Annotated in this window: 20 protein-coding genes, 1 tRNA gene and 1 pseudogene; 5 read left to right on the forward strand and 17 right to left on the reverse strand. The window is 70.2% G+C overall.

Features of this window, described 5'->3' with window-relative positions; genetic code table 11:
- Positions 1-3 precede the first annotated feature (3 nt).
- Positions 4-777, forward strand: coding sequence for a TetR/AcrR family transcriptional regulator C-terminal domain-containing protein (locus AB0D99_RS14075; protein WP_362360211.1), 774 nt, complete (start codon positions 4-6; stop codon positions 775-777).
- Positions 778-1,029: 252 nt separating this feature from the next.
- On the opposite strand, the gene AB0D99_RS14080 is transcribed toward AB0D99_RS14075, so the two are convergent.
- The 3 genes from AB0D99_RS14080 to AB0D99_RS14090 all read right to left on the reverse strand — a co-directional run bounded on the left by AB0D99_RS14080 (position 1,030) and on the right by AB0D99_RS14090 (position 4,922).
- On the reverse strand, positions 1,030-1,833 hold the full coding sequence (locus AB0D99_RS14080; protein ID WP_362360214.1) for a YceI family protein: 804 nt from the start codon (positions 1,831-1,833) through the stop codon (positions 1,030-1,032).
- A gap of 106 nt (positions 1,834-1,939) precedes the next feature.
- Positions 1,940-4,354: a DHA2 family efflux MFS transporter permease subunit gene (locus AB0D99_RS14085; protein WP_362360217.1), complete on the reverse strand. Its 2,415-nt coding sequence runs from the start codon at positions 4,352-4,354 to the stop codon at positions 1,940-1,942.
- A gap of 124 nt (positions 4,355-4,478) precedes the next feature.
- Positions 4,479-4,922, reverse strand: a complete 444-nt coding sequence (locus AB0D99_RS14090) for a MarR family winged helix-turn-helix transcriptional regulator (RefSeq protein ID WP_362360220.1) — start codon at positions 4,920-4,922, stop codon at positions 4,479-4,481.
- Between the two features lie 276 nt (positions 4,923-5,198).
- Here AB0D99_RS14090 and AB0D99_RS14095 point away from each other — a divergent pair, with 276 nt between their 5' ends.
- Positions 5,199-5,429, forward strand: a complete 231-nt coding sequence (locus AB0D99_RS14095; RefSeq protein WP_362360223.1) for a hypothetical protein — start codon at positions 5,199-5,201, stop codon at positions 5,427-5,429.
- Between the two features lie 196 nt (positions 5,430-5,625).
- On the opposite strand, the gene AB0D99_RS14100 is transcribed toward AB0D99_RS14095, so the two are convergent.
- The 6 genes from AB0D99_RS14100 to AB0D99_RS14125 form a co-directional block, all read right to left on the reverse strand.
- Positions 5,626-6,006: a hypothetical protein gene (locus tag AB0D99_RS14100; protein WP_362360226.1), complete on the reverse strand. Its 381-nt coding sequence runs from the start codon at positions 6,004-6,006 to the stop codon at positions 5,626-5,628.
- A 52-nt stretch (positions 6,007-6,058) separates the two neighbouring features.
- Positions 6,059-6,778, reverse strand: a complete 720-nt coding sequence (locus tag AB0D99_RS14105; protein ID WP_362360229.1) for a hypothetical protein — start codon at positions 6,776-6,778, stop codon at positions 6,059-6,061.
- A gap of 50 nt (positions 6,779-6,828) precedes the next feature.
- Positions 6,829-7,731, reverse strand: coding sequence for an RNA polymerase sigma factor SigF (locus tag AB0D99_RS14110; RefSeq protein ID WP_362360232.1), 903 nt, complete (start codon positions 7,729-7,731; stop codon positions 6,829-6,831).
- Between the two features lie 235 nt (positions 7,732-7,966).
- Positions 7,967-8,887 (reverse strand): RNA polymerase sigma factor SigF, encoded by a 921-nt coding sequence (locus AB0D99_RS14115; protein WP_362360235.1) that lies wholly within the window; start codon positions 8,885-8,887, stop codon positions 7,967-7,969.
- A gap of 210 nt (positions 8,888-9,097) precedes the next feature.
- Positions 9,098-9,391, reverse strand: coding sequence for a Dabb family protein (locus tag AB0D99_RS14120; protein WP_362360238.1), 294 nt, complete (start codon positions 9,389-9,391; stop codon positions 9,098-9,100).
- Between the two features lie 23 nt (positions 9,392-9,414).
- Positions 9,415-9,579: a hypothetical protein gene (locus AB0D99_RS14125; RefSeq protein WP_175439350.1), complete on the reverse strand. Its 165-nt coding sequence runs from the start codon at positions 9,577-9,579 to the stop codon at positions 9,415-9,417.
- A 627-nt stretch (positions 9,580-10,206) separates the two neighbouring features.
- Between AB0D99_RS14125 and AB0D99_RS14130 the strand changes: the two genes are divergently transcribed.
- The gene (locus AB0D99_RS14130; protein ID WP_362360242.1) at positions 10,207-10,599 is read left to right on the forward strand and encodes a hypothetical protein; all 393 of its coding nucleotides are present in this window, start codon (positions 10,207-10,209) and stop codon (positions 10,597-10,599) included.
- Positions 10,600-10,841: 242 nt separating this feature from the next.
- On the opposite strand, the gene AB0D99_RS14135 is transcribed toward AB0D99_RS14130, so the two are convergent.
- Entirely contained in the window at positions 10,842-11,600 is a 759-nt protein-coding gene (locus tag AB0D99_RS14135; protein ID WP_362360245.1) for a DUF6193 family natural product biosynthesis protein, read from the reverse strand.
- Between the two features lie 266 nt (positions 11,601-11,866).
- Positions 11,867-12,415: a phosphogluconate dehydrogenase gene (locus tag AB0D99_RS14140; protein WP_362360248.1), complete on the reverse strand. Its 549-nt coding sequence runs from the start codon at positions 12,413-12,415 to the stop codon at positions 11,867-11,869.
- A gap of 26 nt (positions 12,416-12,441) precedes the next feature.
- Between AB0D99_RS14140 and AB0D99_RS14145 the strand changes: the two are divergent.
- Positions 12,442-12,672: pseudogene (locus AB0D99_RS14145) on the forward strand (site-specific integrase); the annotation flags it as partial.
- A gap of 1,191 nt (positions 12,673-13,863) precedes the next feature.
- Here AB0D99_RS14145 and AB0D99_RS14150 read toward each other — a convergent pair.
- The 4 genes from AB0D99_RS14150 to AB0D99_RS14165 all read right to left on the reverse strand — a co-directional run bounded on the left by AB0D99_RS14150 (position 13,864) and on the right by AB0D99_RS14165 (position 15,434).
- A tRNA-Ser gene (locus AB0D99_RS14150) sits at positions 13,864-13,948 on the reverse strand.
- 67 nt (positions 13,949-14,015) lie between these two features.
- Complete coding sequence (tadA, locus tag AB0D99_RS14155) at positions 14,016-14,444, reverse strand: tRNA adenosine(34) deaminase TadA (protein ID WP_362360586.1); 429 nt, start codon at positions 14,442-14,444, stop codon at positions 14,016-14,018.
- Between the two features lie 47 nt (positions 14,445-14,491).
- A complete protein-coding gene (locus tag AB0D99_RS14160) occupies positions 14,492-15,019 on the reverse strand; it encodes a hypothetical protein (protein WP_362360251.1) in 528 nt (175 codons plus the stop codon).
- 217 nt (positions 15,020-15,236) lie between these two features.
- The gene (locus AB0D99_RS14165; protein ID WP_355110872.1) at positions 15,237-15,434 is read right to left on the reverse strand and encodes a hypothetical protein; all 198 of its coding nucleotides are present in this window, start codon (positions 15,432-15,434) and stop codon (positions 15,237-15,239) included.
- Positions 15,435-15,520: 86 nt separating this feature from the next.
- Here AB0D99_RS14165 and upp point away from each other — a divergent pair, with 86 nt between their 5' ends.
- Positions 15,521-16,156 (forward strand): uracil phosphoribosyltransferase, encoded by a 636-nt coding sequence (upp, locus tag AB0D99_RS14170; RefSeq protein ID WP_260230861.1) that lies wholly within the window; start codon positions 15,521-15,523, stop codon positions 16,154-16,156.
- Between the two features lie 106 nt (positions 16,157-16,262).
- Here upp and AB0D99_RS14175 read toward each other — a convergent pair whose 3' ends face one another.
- Both AB0D99_RS14175 and AB0D99_RS14180 read right to left on the reverse strand, forming a co-directional pair.
- On the reverse strand, positions 16,263-16,892 hold the full coding sequence (locus AB0D99_RS14175) for a LytR C-terminal domain-containing protein (protein WP_362360256.1): 630 nt from the start codon (positions 16,890-16,892) through the stop codon (positions 16,263-16,265).
- A 105-nt stretch (positions 16,893-16,997) separates the two neighbouring features.
- Positions 16,998-17,294 carry a type II toxin-antitoxin system VapB family antitoxin gene (locus tag AB0D99_RS14180; RefSeq protein ID WP_009067182.1) on the reverse strand — a complete coding sequence of 99 codons (297 nt, stop codon included), beginning with the start codon at positions 17,292-17,294 and terminating at the stop codon, positions 16,998-17,000.
- Between the last annotated feature and the right edge of the window lie 37 nt (positions 17,295-17,331).

A 17,331-nucleotide genomic window follows, 5' to 3' on the forward strand; every position in this document is an offset into this window, starting at 1 on the left:
GCGATGGTCAAGGCCGCAGACCGGGCCAAGAACCCGGCGCGTTCCTCCGTATGGCTCGAACGGCCGACCCAGCGCAGCGGTGGCGGCCCGGCCGGCCTCGACCGCGACCGGATCGTGGCGACCTCGATCCGGATGCTCGACGAGGACGGCCTCGCCGGGCTCTCGATGCGCAAGCTGGCGAGCGAGCTGGGCGTCACGGCGATGTCGCTCTACTGGTACGTGGACACCAAGGACGACATCATCGAGTACGCCCTCGACGCCGTGTACGGCTCCATCGACCTGGACGCCGTCGCCGCTGCCGGGGACTGGCGCGACCGGCTCCGCGTCCTCGCGCTCGGATACCGCCGGATGCTGGTCCGGCACCCGTGGGTCTCCGCCTGCGTGGGCAGCTACCTGAACGTCGGGCCGAGGGCGCTCGCCGTCGGGACCTCGATCCAGGACGCCGTCCGGGCCACCGGACTCCCCGTCCACGGGCAGCCGGGCACGCTCGCCGCGGTCTTCCAGTTCGTGTACGGATACGGCACGGCGGAGGCCCTGTTCGCCCGGCGCTCCGCCGAGGCGGGCATGACGCAGGACGAGTTCTACACGGAGTCCGTCGCCGCCTTCCGCGAGGAGCCGCAGTTCGCCGAGCCGATGGCCAAGATGGAGGAGCTGTTCGCCGAACGAGCCTCGCACGGCAGCGTCAGCGACATCTGGGAACGGGACTTCTCCTACGCGCTCGACATCCTGATCGCGGGCATCGAAGTCATGGTGTCCCGCGAGGCCGAGAGTTCCTGAGGCCGAGGGCTCCTGCGGCCGAGAGTTCCTGAGGCCGAGGGCTCCTGCGGCCGAGGGTTCCTGAGGCTGGGGGCTCCTGAGACCGAGGGTTCCTGAGGCCGAGAGCCCCGGACCTCCCGCGGGTGTGAACCCGAAGGCTCCTGGGGCCGAGGGCTCCCGAGGCCGGGAGCTCCTGAACCCGAAGGCTCCCGAGGGCGCGGCGCGGGCGGGGGACCTCCGGCGAGCCGCGGGTCGTCGACCTCCGCGCCGGGCTCAGCCCTCCCGTACCGCCTGGACGTCCAGCGTCACCCGCAGGGTCGCGCCGATCGTGGTGATGCCCGCCGACACCACCTGGTTGTAGTTCATCGCGAAGTCCTCGCGCCGCAGTTCCGCCTCCGCGCGGAACGCCGCCCGCACCCCGCCCCACGGGTCCGCGCCCGTCCCCAGGTACGTGAGATCCAGCGGGACGGGTCGCGTGACGCCCCGCAGGGTCAGCTCGCCGTCGACCGTCCACCGGTCCGGCCCGGCCACGCGCAGCGCCGAGCTGCGGTACGTGATCTCCGGGAAGCGGTCCACGTCCAGGAAGTCCTCGGATCGCAGGTGCTTGTCCCGCAGGCCGTTGCCGGTGTCGACGGAGTCGGCCGCGATGACCGCCTCCACCCGCGAGGCCAGGACCTCCGGCGCGATCTCGATCCGGCCGGTGAACTCGGTGAACCGGCCGTGCACGCTGGAGATCCCCAGGTGCTGGGCCACCGCCCCCACCGAGGAGTGCGCCGCGTCCAGGCTCCACACCCCCGGCGGCGGGAGCTCCGTGCCGCCCGTGCGGGCCAGGACGACCGTCCCGACCTCGGCCCGCCCGGTCCCGCCCACCAGGGACGTGCGCGCGTCCGGCGCGTAGCCGAGCGCGGTCACCACCACCGTGTACGGTCCGGGGACCAGCGAGCCCTCGGCCCGTACGACTCCGTCCCCGTCGGCCGCCGCCCGCAGGACCTGTCCGCCCGAGCCGTCCGTCACGGTCACCACCGCGTGCTGGACCGGCCACCCGTCGCGGGTCCGTACCTGTGCGTGCAGTCCCATCCGTACCTCACTCTTCCCAGAGAACAGCGGGGCGGCAGGCCGTCCCCATGACCCCTGCCGCCCCGGACCCGGTCGCGCCTCCGCTCGGAGCGCGCCCGGGAGTCGGTCACTCGCCCGGGTGGGCGAGTTCGATGTCGTGGCCGTCGACCCCGGCTCCGGTCACGGTCAGCCGTCCGGCCACCGGCGGGTAGCCGGTCGCGATGAGCGTGTACTCACCGGCGTCCAGGTCCGCGAAGGCGTACGCGCCGTCCATGTCCGTCGTCGCCGAGGCCGTCACGTTCCCGGCGGCGTCGACCAGGGTCACCCGGGCGTCGGCCAGCGGCCGGTGGTCGAGTCCCGCGCGGACCGTGCCGTGCACGACCGCTCCGGCCGCGAGCGCCACGTCGAGCCGGGTCGCGCCCTGGCCGCCGATCTCGACGGGCAGCGCCTGCGGGCGGTAGCCGGCCGCGGTGACCGCGACCGTGACCGCGCCCGGCACCAGCTCGCCGAAGGCGAAGCCGCCGTCCGCGCCCGACTTGCCGGTGGCCAGCACCTCGCCCCGGACGTCGGTGATCACGACCATCGCCCCGTCGACGGGCGCGCCCGTCTCCGCCGCGGTCACCGAGCCGTGGAGCCCGCTGGTGCCGGTCAGGAGGACGTCGTGGTCGAGCGGGCCGTCGTTCACGACGACCGTGGATGCCTGCGGCTGGAAGCCGTCGGCGGAGGCGATCAGGACGTACGAACCCGCTGCCGGTGCGTCGACGGCGTACCGGCCCTCGGCGCCGACGACCGCGCGGCCGAGCTGCTGCCCGCCGAGCGAGATCAGCGTGAGCGTCGCGCCGACGAGGTCGGCGCCCTCGGCGGTGCGGACGGTGCCGCCGATGGTCAGGCCGGTCGTCACCGTGGACGTGGTCGCGGTGTCCGCCACGGCGGCCACCGGCTCCTCCGGGGCGTCCTGCGTCGCGTCCGCCGTGGGGGCCGAACCGCTCTTCAGCGCGACCTCCTTGATGAACAGCGTCACGAGGAAGGCGATCAGCGCGAACGGCGCCGCGTAGAGGAAGACGTCGGCGACACCGTGCCCGTACGCGTCCTCCATGACGGTACGGATCGGGGCGGGCAGCTTGTCCATGTCCGGGATGCCGCCGCCCGAACCGCCGCCGGCCATGCCCGCGGCCTTCGGACCGAGGGCGGTCATGCCGTCCTGGACGTAGTGCGTGACCCGGTTGGCCAGCACCGCGCCGAGCGCCGAGACACCTATCGCACCGCCGAGGGAGCGGAAGAAGGTGACGACGGAGGAGGCGGAGCCGAGGTCGGCCGGGGCCACCTGGTTCTGCGTGCAGAGCACCAGGTTCTGCATCATCATGCCGAGGCCCAGACCCATGACGCCCATGAAGAGCGCGATGTGCCAGTACTCCGTGTCGTAGCGGATCGTGCCGAGCAGACCGAGTCCGCCGGTCGTCAGGGCACCGCCGCTGACCAGCCACGCCTTCCACTTGCCGGTCTTGGTGATGATCATGCCGGAGACCGTCGAGGAGACGAACAGACCGGCGATCATCGGGATGGTGAGGACGCCGGACATCGTCGGCGACTCGTTGCGCGCCAGCTGGAAGTACTGGCTGAAGAAGACCGTGCCGGCGAACATCGCGACGCCGACGAAGAGGGAGGCGAGGGAGGCGAGGGTGATGGTCCGGTTGCGGAAGAGGCGCAGCGGGATGATCGGCTCGTCGGCCTTCGACTCGACGAGGACGAACAGCGCGCCGAGGACGACGGAGCCGCCGACCATGGCGGCCGTCTGCCAGGACATCCAGTCGTACTTGTCGCCGGCGAAGGTCACCCAGATCAGCAGGAGGGAGACCGCGGCGCTGATGACGAAGGCACCGGTCCAGTCGACCTTGACCTTGCGCTTCACGACGGGGAGCTTCAGCGTCTTCTGGAGGACCAGCAGCGCGATCAGCGCGAAGGGCACGCCGACGTAGAAGCACCAGCGCCAGCCGAGCCAGTCGGTGTCGGTGATGACGCCGCCGAGCAGCGGGCCGCCGACGGTGGCGACGGCGAAGGTGGCGCCGAGGTAGCCGCTGTACCGGCCGCGCTCACGCGGGGCGATCATCGCGGCGAGGATGATCTGGGAGAGGGCGGTCAGGCCGCCGACGCCGATGCCCTGGACGACACGGCAGGCGATGAGCATCCCGGTGTTCTGGGAGAGTCCGGCGACCACCGAGCCGGCGACGTAGATGATCAGCGCGACCTGGACGAGCAGCTTCTTGGAGAAGAGGTCCGCGAGCTTGCCCCAGAGCGGGGTGGTCGCGGTCATGGAGAGAAGCGCGGCCGTGACGACCCAGGTGTAGGCGGACTGGCCGCCGCCGAGGTCGGTGATGATCTCGGGGAGGGCGTTGGAGACGATCGTCGACGACAGGATGGCGACGAACATGCCGAGCAGCAGCCCGGAGAGCGCCTCCATGATCTGCCGGTGCGTCATGGGCGCCCCGGTGCCGGAGGTGTGGCCGCCCGCCTGCGCTGGCGGGGCGGGTGTTGTCGTGGCCATGAACGTCCTTTGCTGGTACGCGGGTGCTGTCGGGCGGGTGCGGTCGGGCCGGTGCCTCGGCCGGGTGCTGTCGGGCCGGCGCTTCGGGCCGGTGCTGTCGGGCGGGTGCTGTCGGGCGGGTGCGTCAGGCGTGGTGGGCCCGGCAGTCCCCGAAGGAGTCCCGGAGGCGGGCCAGCAGGTGCGTGAGCAGTTCGACGTCGTCGTCGGACCAGTCCGCGAGGTTGCGGGTGAGCATCGCGGTCAGCCGGCGGTCGAGCTCGTCGAGCTTCTCCCTGCCCTCGGCGGTGAGGTGCAGGATGCGGGAGCGCCGGTCGGCGGGGTCGGGCAGCCGCTCGACCCAGCCGCGGTCGACGACGTGGGAGACGTGGCGGCTGCTGACCGACATGTCGACGGCCATCCGCTCCGCGATGCGGCTCATCCGCATGTCCCCGTCGTGCTTGAGCAGGGCGAGGACGATCGCGGAGCCGCTGGGGCAGTCGGCGGGCAGTGAGCGGGCCATCCCGCGCTTGACCGCGCCGATGGCGCTGACCTGTCGGGCGAGGTTCTCGTACCGGTTCGGCTTGTCCACTGCGACCCCATGACCCGATGCATCTTGTTGCTTAGGGCAACCATAGAGATGGATGGTTGCTTCAGGCAAACTAAATCGGTCAAACGGCGCTAAAGAAACGGCAAAGGGGAAGAGGAGGCCGAGGAGAGGGTGTGTGGAGGGGTGGATCGAGGGGGTCGTCGTGCGGGGGATCGGTGCCTGAGGAGTGTCCGGGCGGTGCCGGACCGGTGCCGGACCGGCCCCCGGACCCGGCGGGGGCTTGGGGGCGGGAGCCGGGGTTCGCTAGGGTCCTGGCTCATGGCACACAACCCCCAAGCTCCGTACGGTCAGGGCCCCGGCCCCGAGGGCAACTACGACCCGGCCGGCAGCACGCAGATGTTCCGCGCCTTCGTCGACGAGGGCGCCCCGCAGGGCGGCGGCCGCCAGGCGGCTGCTCCCCAGTCCTCCGGCCCCCGGGTGGGCCTCATCGTCGGTGTGATCGCGGCGATCGTGGTCGTGGCGGCGGTGGCCTGGCTGGCGCTGGCCTGATTCCGGGCCCTCGCGGGCTTCGTCAAGGCCGAGACTCCCGGGCCGGCGGGCCTTCCGAAGGCCCGGTCCTCCACGGGCCTCGTCAAGGCCCCGTGGGTCGTCGAGCCGCTGACCGAGTACGGCGGCCCCGGTCGCCCCTTCACGCGCGGAGGGCGGCCGGGCCGGGGCTCACGCCCGCCGCGTACGAGGCGTACGGCTACCGCGCGATCCAGCGCCGCAGCGCGTCGACGGTCGTCTCCGGCGAGGTGTTGAAGCAGAGCCGGATCCCGGGGACGGCCTCGGTGAGGACGTTCACGAGCCGTTCGAAGAGCAGCGTGTGCTCGGGGATCATCCGCACCCCGCCGCCGATCATCGCCAGCCCGAAGGTCTCGTCCTTGATCAGCTCCCGGACGGCGGCCTCGGCGCCGTCGGGCGAAGGGTCGACGAGACAGGTCACGACGTCGAACCCCGCCTCGCGCAGCGCGGCGTTCCCGGCGGCGATGCGCGCGGTGAGGGTCGCCTCGTCGACTCCGGGCAGGGCGCTGTAGTCGATCGACCGGGGGTGCAGTCCGATGGACAGTGTCTTGGTGGTCTCCACGGTCACACAGTGCCCACGAGTCGGTCCCCCACGCCTCGCCGGGTTTCCGGGCTCACTTCCACGTCGCCGTCACCTTCCGGGTGTCCACGCGCATGCCGAGCGGGACGCGCCAGGAGTCCACGCAGACGGTGTACGTCCGAGTCCGTGCCGCTCCGGCAGGGATCGGGGCGGGGAGCGGCTGAGCCGATTCGATCGTCGCCCAGTCGACGCCGAGCGCGCCGATGATGTGGGTGGCGAAGGTGACCGTCCCCGAAGTGGCCGCCGTACCACCCGTGTTGTGGAAGGTGACCGTGACGCGTTCGCACCACCGCTCGTCCGCGTCGGCGAGGACCGGGGCGGAGAGGGCGAGCGTGGCGGGGGTGGCGGGGCTCGTGGGAGGTCGCGACGGGGCGGGGGGCGCGGTCGTGCCCGGGGGCGGAGCGGTCGCGGTGCGCGGCGGGGTCGTGCCGGGCCGGGCGGGTGTCGTCGCGGGACGCGAGGCCCCGGGGACCGGTTCCGTGTCCGCGGGTCTTCCCGGGCCCGTTCCGCCGGGGGCCGGGGTCGTCCCGGGTGGGCGGGGAGAGGGGGAGGACGTGCTGGAGGTCGTGCCCTCGGTCGACGGGGTGTCCAGCGGGATCAGGGTGACCGATCCCGACGGGCGCACCGCGTCCTTCGGGGTGGAGCCCGCGCCGACCGCCGCGTAGCCCTCGCCGTCGTCTCCGCTGCCGCACGCGGTCAGCGCTCCGCCGAGGCAGAGCGCGACCACCGTCAGAAGTGACCTCTGTCGCCGCATGGCGTCAGTCTTGCTGACGGCATGTCAGTTGTGAACCTGAAGAGCGAACTTCAGTCGGCGATGAGACCCTGGCGGAGCTGGGCCAGGGTCCGGGTCAGCAGCCGGGAGACGTGCATCTGGGAGATGCCGACCTCCTCGCCGATCTGTGACTGGGTCATGTTGGCGAAGAAGCGCAGCATGATGATCTGCCGCTCCCGAGGCGGGAGTTTGGCGAGGAGGGGCTTCAGGGACTCCCGGTACTCGACGCCTTCCAGGGCGGTGTCCTCGTAGCCCAGCCGGTCCGCGAGCGAGCCCTCGCCGCCGTCGTCCTCGGGAGAGGGGGAGTCGAGCGAGGAGGCGGTGTAGGCGTTGCCGACCGCGAGGCCGTCGACGACGTCCTCCTCCGAAACCCCGAGTACGGCGGCGAGTTCGGGGACGGTCGGGGAGCGGTCCAGCTTCTGCGCCAGCTCGTCGCTGGCCTTGGTCAGCGCCAGGCGCAGTTCCTGGAGCCGGCGCGGGACACGCACCGACCAGGAGGTGTCGCGGAAGAAGCGCTTGATCTCGCCGACGACGGTCGGCATCGCGAACGTCGGGAACTCCACGCCGCGTTCGCAGTCGAAGCGGTCGATCGCCTTGATCAGGCCGATGGTGCCGACCTGGACGATGTCCTCCATCGGTTCGTTGCGGGAGCGGAAGCGGGCCGCCGCGTACCGCACGAGCGGGAGGTTGAGCTCGATGAGGGTGTCGCGGACGTAGGTCCGCTCGGGGCTGTCCGCGGCCGCGCCCTCGTCGTCCAGGGCGCGGAGCCGCAGGAAGAGGGAGCGGGAGAGCGTGCGGGTGTCGATGGCTTCCGGCGTGACGACAAGCGGCGCGGCGGGCTCGGCGGTCTCCGCCGTCGGCTGGACCGGCATCGGTACCGGCGTCTGCGCGGGCGTGAGCGTGAGCACCTTCGAGCTGCCCTGTTCTGCGGACATGCCACCCCCTTGAGGTCGCGGACGGTCGCGGCGGCCACGACCATCGGAGGAACGCAGCCTCCACCTGAATACCGGAGGCGGGGCTGCGGCAAACGCGGTTCCAGCAGAATGTCACATGTCGGCAACACGCTGTAGTGACTTGTCGACATGGCGTGGGCGAATATCTGCAGGAAACAAGGGGTGTACGGCATTTGGGGAGCCGTGGAACCTCTCCGAAGCGGTCTACCCGTTTCGGTTACGCCTCGATCCTGTTTGCGGATCTCAATCGGGCGAAGCTCCGGGCGAGGAGCCTTGACACATGCATCTGCGAGACGCCGAGTTCCTGACTGATCTGAGACTGGGTCAGGTTGCTGTAGTAACGGAGCATCAGGATCCGCTGCTCGCGCTCGGGCAGCTGGACGAGCAGGTGCCGTACGAGATCCCGGTGTTCGACACCGGCGAGCGCGGGGTCCTCGTAGCCGAGCCGGTCGAGCAGTCCGGGCAGCCCGTCGCCCTCCTGGGCCGCCTCCAGCGAGGTGGCGTGGTAGGAGCGGCCGGCCTCGATGCAGGCCAGTACCTCGTCCTCGCCGATCTTCAGGCGCTCGGCGATCTCCGCGGTGGTGGGGGAGCGGCCGTGGGCCGTGGTGAGGTCCTCGGTGGCGCCGTTGACCTGGACCCAGAGCTCGTGCAGACGGCGCGGGACGTGCACGGTGCGGACGTTGTCGCGGAAGTAGCGCTTGATCTCGCCGACGACGGTGGGCATCGCGAAGGTGGGGAACTGGACGCCGCGGTCGGGGTCGAAGCGGTCGATGGCGTTGATCAGGCCGATGGTGCCGACCTGGATGACGTCCTCCATCGGTTCGTTGCGGGAGCGGAAGCGGGCCGCCGCGTACCGGACGAGGGGGAGGTTGGCCTCGATCAGCGCCCCGCGGATCCGGTCGTGCTCGGCGGTGCCCGGTTCGAGCTCCTTGAGCTGCCCGAAGAGGACCTGGGTGAGTGCGCGGGTGTCGGCGCCCCGGGTGGACTGCGGCCGGGTGGACTGGGGGCGGTGGGGCTGCGGCCGGGCCGGCTGTGGCCGGTTGGCCTGCGGCCGGGCGGGCGGGGAGGGCGGGCGCGTGGGCTCCGGGTCGCCGGCCTCGTTCTGGGGCGGGACCTGAGGCGCAGTACTGGCCGGCACGTTCACGCCACCCCTTTGGCTGGTGTTGCTGGTCAACTACGGTCAAACTCATCCATCAAAAGCGGTCATAGCATCACAAGACATGTCCACTGTGTGCAAGCACCGTATAACCACGTGTTGAGGGCAAGTTGGGGCCATTAGGGACGTAAACACCCGGAAGGCCCCCCGCCATGACGGCGAGGGGCCTTGAGGAACCGAGTCGGGCGAACCCTAGAACGCGTAGTCCGCGATCACCCACGTGGCGATCTCACGCCACAGCGCGACACCGGCCTGGTGGGCCGGGTGGTCCAGGTAGCGCTGGAGCGCATCGCTGTCCTCGACCGCCGAGTTGATGGCGAAGTCGTACGCGATCGGCCGCTCGGAGACGTTCCAGCCGCACTCCCAGAAACCCAGCTCCGGGATCTCCTTCTCCAGCCCGTCGAACGCCTCGGCCGCGGCGACGGCGCGCGGGTCGTCCTTCGTGATGCCCTCGTTGAGCTTGAACAGGACCAGATGGCGGATCACAGCAGGACTCCTCGTCGGTGGTTCTAATTGACGAGTTCGGTCATGAACTCGCCGACGCCCTGTGCGGCGGACGATATGCCCTCGAACCCTACCTGGACGAGATCGGCTGCCCTGTCGGGGGAATTGATGATCGTGTACAGCACAAAGACGACGAGCGCGTAGAGCGCGACCTTCTTCGCTTGCGCCATCTGCCGCGCCCTCCCCTGTCTGCACCCCTGCGTGGACGCGTGAGTCTAACGGAGCCACTTCGGCCACTTCACCGGGCCTTTATGGACCAAGGGCCCGGGAATCGGGGCCTTTTGCCGCCCCCCGGAAGGGTGACGGCAGAGCAGTATGGATGTCGAGCCCGGCGGATCTGGCAGGAATCCGCGGGGCCGAGGAACCGGCCCTCACTGCGGGGTCCGCGCCGCGAGCTTCCCCCCTGACCGCGGCGCAGGACTTGCAGGACCGGTTCTCATCGGGGGGAGCGGCTTGTCCCCCCGATGTCGCTCCCCCCGTCCGACGTCACGAGGCCCCGGCCACGCCCCAGGCGTGTCCGGGCCCTTCGATCGACGTCCATGATCCCTACCCATTCAGCACCTGTCTGAGGGCCACACTCTAGGTTGTCTCGGACGGTGTTTCTTGGCCCCGGGGTGACGGCTGCACGTGGCCCCACCGAGTAGCGGTTTAAGTTGGCCCACCAAGGCAGGTCAGTGCTGTGAGTGGTGGGAGACATTGTGAAGGCTGTCAGCGATTTCGTCCCCTTGCTCGGGGCTCCCGTTCGGCCGGACGAAGGGCATCTGATCAAGGAGATCGCTTCGTCTTGGTCGGTCGCCTTGCCCGAGGACTTCATCGCGATCGCCGGCGCGTACGGCGACGCGGCTGTCTCGGACTACATCTACTTCTGCGGGGCCCGGACGCTGCGCGAGTACGCCGGCGGGATGGGCCGGCAGCTGGAGGCGTCCCGGACGGTTCCCCACATGGTCCTGCCGACCCCGGGCGGGGCCCTGGTCTGGGGGAACACGATCGAAGGCGACCAGCTGTTCCTCGTTCCCCGCGAGGACGGGACCTGGACGGTCTCGGCGTTCCGCCGCGGCTGGGCGGACTGGCACGACACCGACCTCGGCTTCAGTGACTGGTTCCACCTCGCGCTGACCGGCGGGACGGCCACCGACTGGCTGCCGGAGTGGGAGCCACTCCCGCACCGCCTTGAGCTCGACAACGGGTGACAGAACGCCGGCACGGACCGTAGAAGAGCCGGCAGTGATCGGATGGGGCCGCTTCCGTTCCTTCTCGACACTGCCCAGGGCCGTCACCTGAACGGCGTAGAGGTGGGGCGGCGAGACCGTTCTGGTGGGGCCAGAACTCACCGGCGGAGACACTAGGTTCTCCTTGCAGCGGCGGAACATCATCCTCCCGAGCCGCTGTCGCCGTCGCGCCCCGATGTGGGCGTGAAATTTGAAGACACTGCCTAGTCGAGTTGGGAGCCACTGGCCTGGATGGACGGGCTGCAGTCCGGGGGCAACGCCTGTATGACCAAGGCGATCGCTTCGGCGACGGTGGTGACTACGGTGTGCGTGCTGAGTCCTGCCTGTTGGCTGCCGACGCGCCAGCTGTCGTTGTCGGCGGGGCCTATCTCGAAGAGGTCGTGGGAGAAGGGCGGCGCGGGGGCGCGGTGAAATGTGAGTCTGCCGTGGGTGAGGAACGGGACGAGCTGGCGAAGCTCCTGAGTGTTGTAGGCCTCCTCCACCAGAGGACCATTCCACCGGCCGGAAGTCTCCTCCCTCGCCATGCCCCACGCGTACTCGGCAGCGCGCCCCTCCTCGTGTGCCACTGCGCGCGGGCAGGCGGTGAGCCATGCCCGGCGGCTGGCGATCACGGTGAGTGTGTCGCCACGCTGCCACTCGTCGATCGCCTGCGCCACGTCCGTGAGCGTCTCGGCGTGCCCGGAAAGGGCCGCTCCCAGCCAGGGCATGATCAGGTCGACCTGGATCTCGTGCCGGTTGCGTTCCAGGAGTACATGGACGGTCCCACGTTCTGCTTCGACGACGAGGGTGACCGGCCCGTGAGGCGCTGATGCCCATTCCGTGACACGCAGCGGCGCCAGGGTGATCCCGGCTGCCGCCGCGATGCGCCGCAGCCCAGCGCCCGGGTCGCCGACGTCGAGGCTGAGCTCCGGGTAGAGCGTGCAATCCATCGTTGGTCCGCCGTGCTGGGGTTGTGTGGTCACGGATGGTTCGCCTCTCGTCCGACCGACAACGATAGGTGGCCGCTGCATTCTGCGGGACCAACACGTGGTGGCCCTGGCGGGCTGCTCTGTCCAGCTGGGGGCGTCACACGTCCGCGAAGACCTCGTCCGCTGCGACCGGTCAGCCTGCTCGTTTGTGCAGCGCGTCGAGTGCCCGCTCGATCTCCGTCGAGGTATCTCTGAGGTCGCTCCAGAGGTCCATCACTGCGGCTGAGGCCGTCGCGAGATCCGAGGGCAGGCCCACCTCATCAAGCGCGTGGGCGACCTCGCGCATCTCGGGGGGCCCACCGCCAAGCCCGCGCCGCGACCTTCGGGAAGTACGCCGTTTCAGTGAGGTAGCTGGTCGTACGGCCCTGCGCGATGTCGAGCAGTTCCCCTTCTACTCCGTGGTCGGCGGCGAGGGCGCGTGCGACCGCAGTGAGCGCGCGGCTTGCCTTCTGGTAGCTGCTGTAGGACAGCTTCAGTACTGATGCCTTGCCGACGTCGCCGGGGAGAGGACGAACCCGTACCGCCGAATCCGCGAAGACCGCGGCCACTTGTGCCAGCCCCTCGCTCGGGCCAGACAGGAAGAAGCGTGTGTCCTTCGAGTCCGATGGAGGCGACCCGATCACCGAGCCGTCAAGGACGGTGGCCCCGCTTTGACTCAGGGTGGCGCTGATGCTGGTCATGGTGGCCGGCGAGACTGCGTTCCCGTCGACGTAGAGCCCTGAGAATCCCTGGTCTGCGACTGCCGCGGCGACTTCCTGCGCATGAGCGGGAGGACAGATGCTCAGGATGATGTCGGCTCGCTCGGTCATTTCCCCGAGGTGCTCGACCGGAGTCCGCGCGCCATACGGGCGCCACCGTGCTGCTGATCCTCGGCGTGTCCGAACGGGCCGTGATGGGGCTCATGGGCTGGTCCTCCACGGCCATGGCCGCGCGGTACCAGCACATGGTCGACACGGTCCGGACGAAAATAGCGCGACAGGTCGACGGGCTCATCTGGAAGACGGATGCAGGCGGTACGACCGATGGTGACGAGGGGCTCGCCGAAGCACTCACACCGACCAACTGAGAGGAACCACGCGGGTGCGGCGGCGCCACATGGCCCGCCGCATCGGCTCTTCCGGACCAGCCGTGATCGAAAGGGCTGGGCCCTGCCCGCATGGAGATGGGACAGCTGCGAGCGGGACTGCTGACGTGGGGCGTTGAGTGCATCAGGGCTCAGGTATGCAGGCACACGCCCCGGTGTCTGACACTGGCGTCATCGACGCAGAAAGATCATCGGGCGGGACCAGCAAAGCTGGCAGCGCCATCGATCCCTGCCGCCAGCCGCATGGGACGGTGCTGCAAAGTACTGCGCACCATCAGGGCGCGCAGTACACGAGGGCTTGAATAGACGCCTGCGCTGTCGCGGGCGCGACACCGCGGACTAGCCAGGCATTGCCAGGCGCACCGTTGTCGCCCCGTACCGAGCTGACCGGCGTCACGTTGTCGCTCCCGACGTAGCCGCCGGAAATCGCCCTTTGGCCGACCGGGCAGGTGGCAGTGCTATTGGCGCCAGTGCCAGCCGGGATGGTTACCGCGTTTCCGCCAACTGGAGTGATGGTGGACAAACCGGGACCGGGAGGCCCTGACGGGCCAGTGCTGCCTGACGGACCTGCGGGTCCTGAGGGGCCGGGAGGTCCGGAAGGGCCAGTGGCCCCGTCTTTACCGGGAGGACCGGTCGGTCCGGGAGGGCCCGAGGGGCCGGGAGGACCCGACGGCCCCACGATGACCTGCGGGCAGTCGTCGTCTCTGTCCCGTGGCCTTCCTGGCTTGTGCTTGCACTTACTGTCGGCCGAAGGGGCGGCCACGCTCGGGCTGACGGGCGAGTCAGCCCCGGACGTCTCGCCGACTGCTGGGCTCACCATGGCCGTCAACACGAGTGCCAGCGCTGCCATAGCCCCGCCGGCTGCCCACTTGCTCTGTCTGGAGAGCGGACCCAAACCAGATCTTCCGCTGCGCTCAGGACTCACGAACCACTCCTTGAGAAGCCGATCGAGGGATGCTGTGGAAGCCCGTTGGCGCTTCCCTCCGATGCATCGACTCGAAGCGGAATCCCCTTGAGAGTCCGACAAGAGGTTCATCCGGTCGGATCATGAGCGTCCGTGGTCGCTCGGATCCTGGTGCCTTCGCACTCCGCATGCGTATGAACTGAGACGGAAATTGAGACGGAACGCCATGAAGGGTCGGTCCCTTGCGGGACCGACCCTTCATCTACCAGCGGTAGCGGAGGGATTTGAACCCTCGGTGACTTGCGCCACACTCGCTTTCGAGGCGAGCTCCTTCGGCCGCTCGGACACGCTACCGAGAGAGAGCTTAGCCCAAAGACGCCCCGCGATGAAATCCGTATCGGTTCGCAGGTCGGAGCGGGGTTCAGCGGCTTCGGAAGAAGGCCGTGAGCTGTTCCGCGCACTCGTCTCCGAGGACCCCGTGGATCACCTCGGGGCGGTGGTTCAGCCGCCGGTCCCGTACGAGGTCCCAGAGCGAGCCGGCCGCGCCGGCCTTCTCGTCGAGCGCGCCGAACACCACCCGGTCGACCCTGGACTGCACGAGCGCGCCGGCGCACATCACACAGGGCTCCAGGGTCACGACGAGCGTGCAGCCGGTCAGCCGCCACTCCCCGGTCTTCGCCGCGGCCCTGCGCAGGGCCAGGACCTCGGCATGGGCGGTGGGGTCGCCGGTCGCCTCGCGCTCGTTGTGCCCGACGGCGAGGACCGTGCCGTCCGGGGACAGCACGACCGCGCCGACCGGTACGTCACCGGCCGGCACGGCCTGCTCGGCCTCCGCGAGGGCGAGCCGCATGGTCTCCCGCCAGGGATCCCGTACGGGGTCGGGTGCTGCCTCTGTCACTAGCGGACGGCCTCCAGCACCTCCGCGGCGCCCAGCGCGTCCGCGATCTCCGCCAGCACGTCGCTCTCCAGCAGCAGCAGTCTGTTCTCGGACAGGCCGAGATCCGCGAGGATCAGCCGGTCACCGACCGGCGCGGCCGGCACGGCATCGGCTGCCGTGCCCGAGTCCTCTTCGTCGTCCCCGCGGTCGAGAGGCTCGCCGTCCTCCGTACCGTCGAGGTCGAGCGCGTCCAGGTCGTCGCTGTCCTGGTCGTCGCCGAGCAGTTCCTTGGTGAGGATCTCCCCGTACGAGGAGCGGGCGGCGGCCGCCCCGTCCGACACGTAGATGCGAGGGTCGTCCTCACCCTCGATCCGGAGGAGCCCGAACCAGGCGTCCTCCTCCTCGATGAAGACGATCACCGTGTCGTCGTCGACCGATGCCTCGCGGGCGAGTTCGGTCAGGTCCGACAGGGTCTCCACATCGTCGAGCTCTGTGTCGCTCGCTTCCCACCCGTCTTCGGTGCGCGCGAGCAGTGCGGCGAAGTACACCGTGACTCTCCCACTGATCAGAGGTGTGACGATCCGGCGGTGCGCTCCTGAAGCCCCGCCCAATCGGCATCGTGGCAGAAACAGCGGCTTCAGGAGAGGTCTTCGGCTCTTGCGTCGTGCATCAGTCTGATCCCGACGGTGAACGGGTGGACGCGCGGCACCGGCGCACGGCCCCGGCGCACAGAGGGCGCACACGCGGTGTCGGGCGCTCTGGCCTTCACCAGCGGAAGGTGCGCATCCGCATCGCCTGGCGCATTCTGGCCGCCCGCGCGCGCCGGGGCTGGACGCGCTCGCGCAGTGCCTTCGCCTCGTGCAGCTCACGCAGGAACTGGGCGCGGCGCCTGCGGCGCTCCGCGTCCGTCTCGGGCGGCGTCTCGCCGCGTCCCGCGTCTGCCGGGTCTGCCGGGTCGGGCATGGGCCACACCACCCCACGACTGGTCCTGTGCCACCACCTTCCCTCCACGGCGTGGGTTGATGCCAGTGCGGGCTACTGTTGGGGTCATGCGTCTCCACGTCGTCGATCACCCGCTGGTCGCTCACAAGCTCACCACGCTGCGCGACAAGCGCACCGACTCCCCGACCTTCCGCCGGCTCGCCGACGAGCTGGTCACCCTGCTCGCCTACGAGGCCACCAGGGACGTGCGGACCGAGCAGGTCGACATCGAGACCCCCGTGACGCCCACGACGGGCGTGAAGCTGTCGTACCCGCGGCCGCTGGTGGTCCCGATCCTCCGTGCCGGCCTCGGGATGCTCGACGGCATGGTGCGGCTCCTGCCGACGGCCGAGGTCGGTTTCCTCGGCATGATCCGCAACGAGGAGACGCTGGAGGCGTCGACCTACGCGACGCGGATGCCGGAGGACCTCTCGGGCCGCCAGGTGTACGTCCTCGACCCGATGCTGGCGACCGGCGGCACGCTCGTCGCGGCGATCCGCGAGCTGATCAAGCGCGGCGCGGACGATGTGACGGCCGTGGTGCTGCTCGCCGCCCCCGAGGGCGTCGAGATCATGGAGCGCGAGCTGGCGGGCACGCCGGTGACCGTGGTGACCGCCTCGGTCGACGAGCGGCTGAACGAGAACGGCTACATCGTCCCGGGCCTGGGCGACGCGGGCGACCGCATGTACGGCACGGCCGACTAGGGCGTCCCAGGCGTCGCGGGGCAGGCGGGACTTTCGATACGCGCCCCAGGACGGCGCCGGGGTTCCGCGCGGTTCGAACCGTCACGGAACCGGCTTCCTCACGGCGTCAGCACTTACCGGTGGGCGCGGGCTTGGGCTTGTTGAGAGCGACCAGGGCCGCGTCCGCCGTCGCTTTCGGGTCCAGGTTCTTGAAGGCCGTCCCGATGATCAGGTCCACGTCCGCCGTCGCGCGCGTGTCCGTCTTGGTCGTGGCGCCCTTCAGCTGGGTGCCCAGGACCGTGAACGCGCCCTTGGTGGCCCCGGGGGCGCCGAGCAGAATCCCCGAGCCGGGCACCTTCTTGTCGTACGCCGCGGGCGCGTTGCCGATCTTGCCGATGGCGAACCCGCGCTTCTTCAGCTCGTCGGCGGTCGACTTGGCGAGGCCGCTGCGCGGGGTCGCGTTGTAGACGTTCACCGTGATCTGCGCGGGTTTGGGGAGCGCGGCGACGGGCGCCGTCGTCGCCTTGACGGCGGGCTTGCAGTCGGCGCCGCGACCGGCCGTCGTCTTCGTGTCGTCGCCGCCGGAGAAGACGTCGACGAGCTGCAGGGTCCCCCAGCCGGCCGCGCCGAGCACGACCACGGCGGCCCCGGCCACGAGGACGATCCTGCGCCTGTGCCGAGGGCGGCGCATACGGGGGTACTTGTCGCCCGTGATGCGGTATTTTCCGCCCATTCCGGGGGGAGTGAGCATGCTCATGGACGCAGCGTAATGCGGTCCGCCGGAGTTGGATACTTGACGATCATGCGATCGCGTCCGGATGGACGGAGAGAGTGCTCGAACGGGTCAGAACGGCGGGGCGCGCTAGTCCATTTCCAGGACGCGGGCGTGCAGAACCTGCCGCTGCTGGAGCGCCGCGCGCACGGCGCGGTGCAGTCCGTCCTCGAGGTAGAGGTCGCCCCGCCACTTCACGACGTGCGCGAAGAGGTCGCCGTAGAAGGTCGAGTCCTCGGCGAGCAGCGTCTCCAGGTCCAGCTGGCCCTTGGTGGTGACCAGCTGATCGAGGCGGACCGGGCGCGGGGCGACGTCCGCCCACTGCCGGGTGCTTTCCCGGCCGTGGTCGGGATACGGCCGGCCGTTTCCGATGCGCTTGAAGATCACACGGAAAGCCTACCGGGCAAGCGGCTCCCGGCGCAGC

The organism is Streptomyces sp. NPDC047971, assembly GCF_040653355.1.
GTDB lineage: Bacteria > Actinomycetota > Actinomycetes > Streptomycetales > Streptomycetaceae > Streptomyces.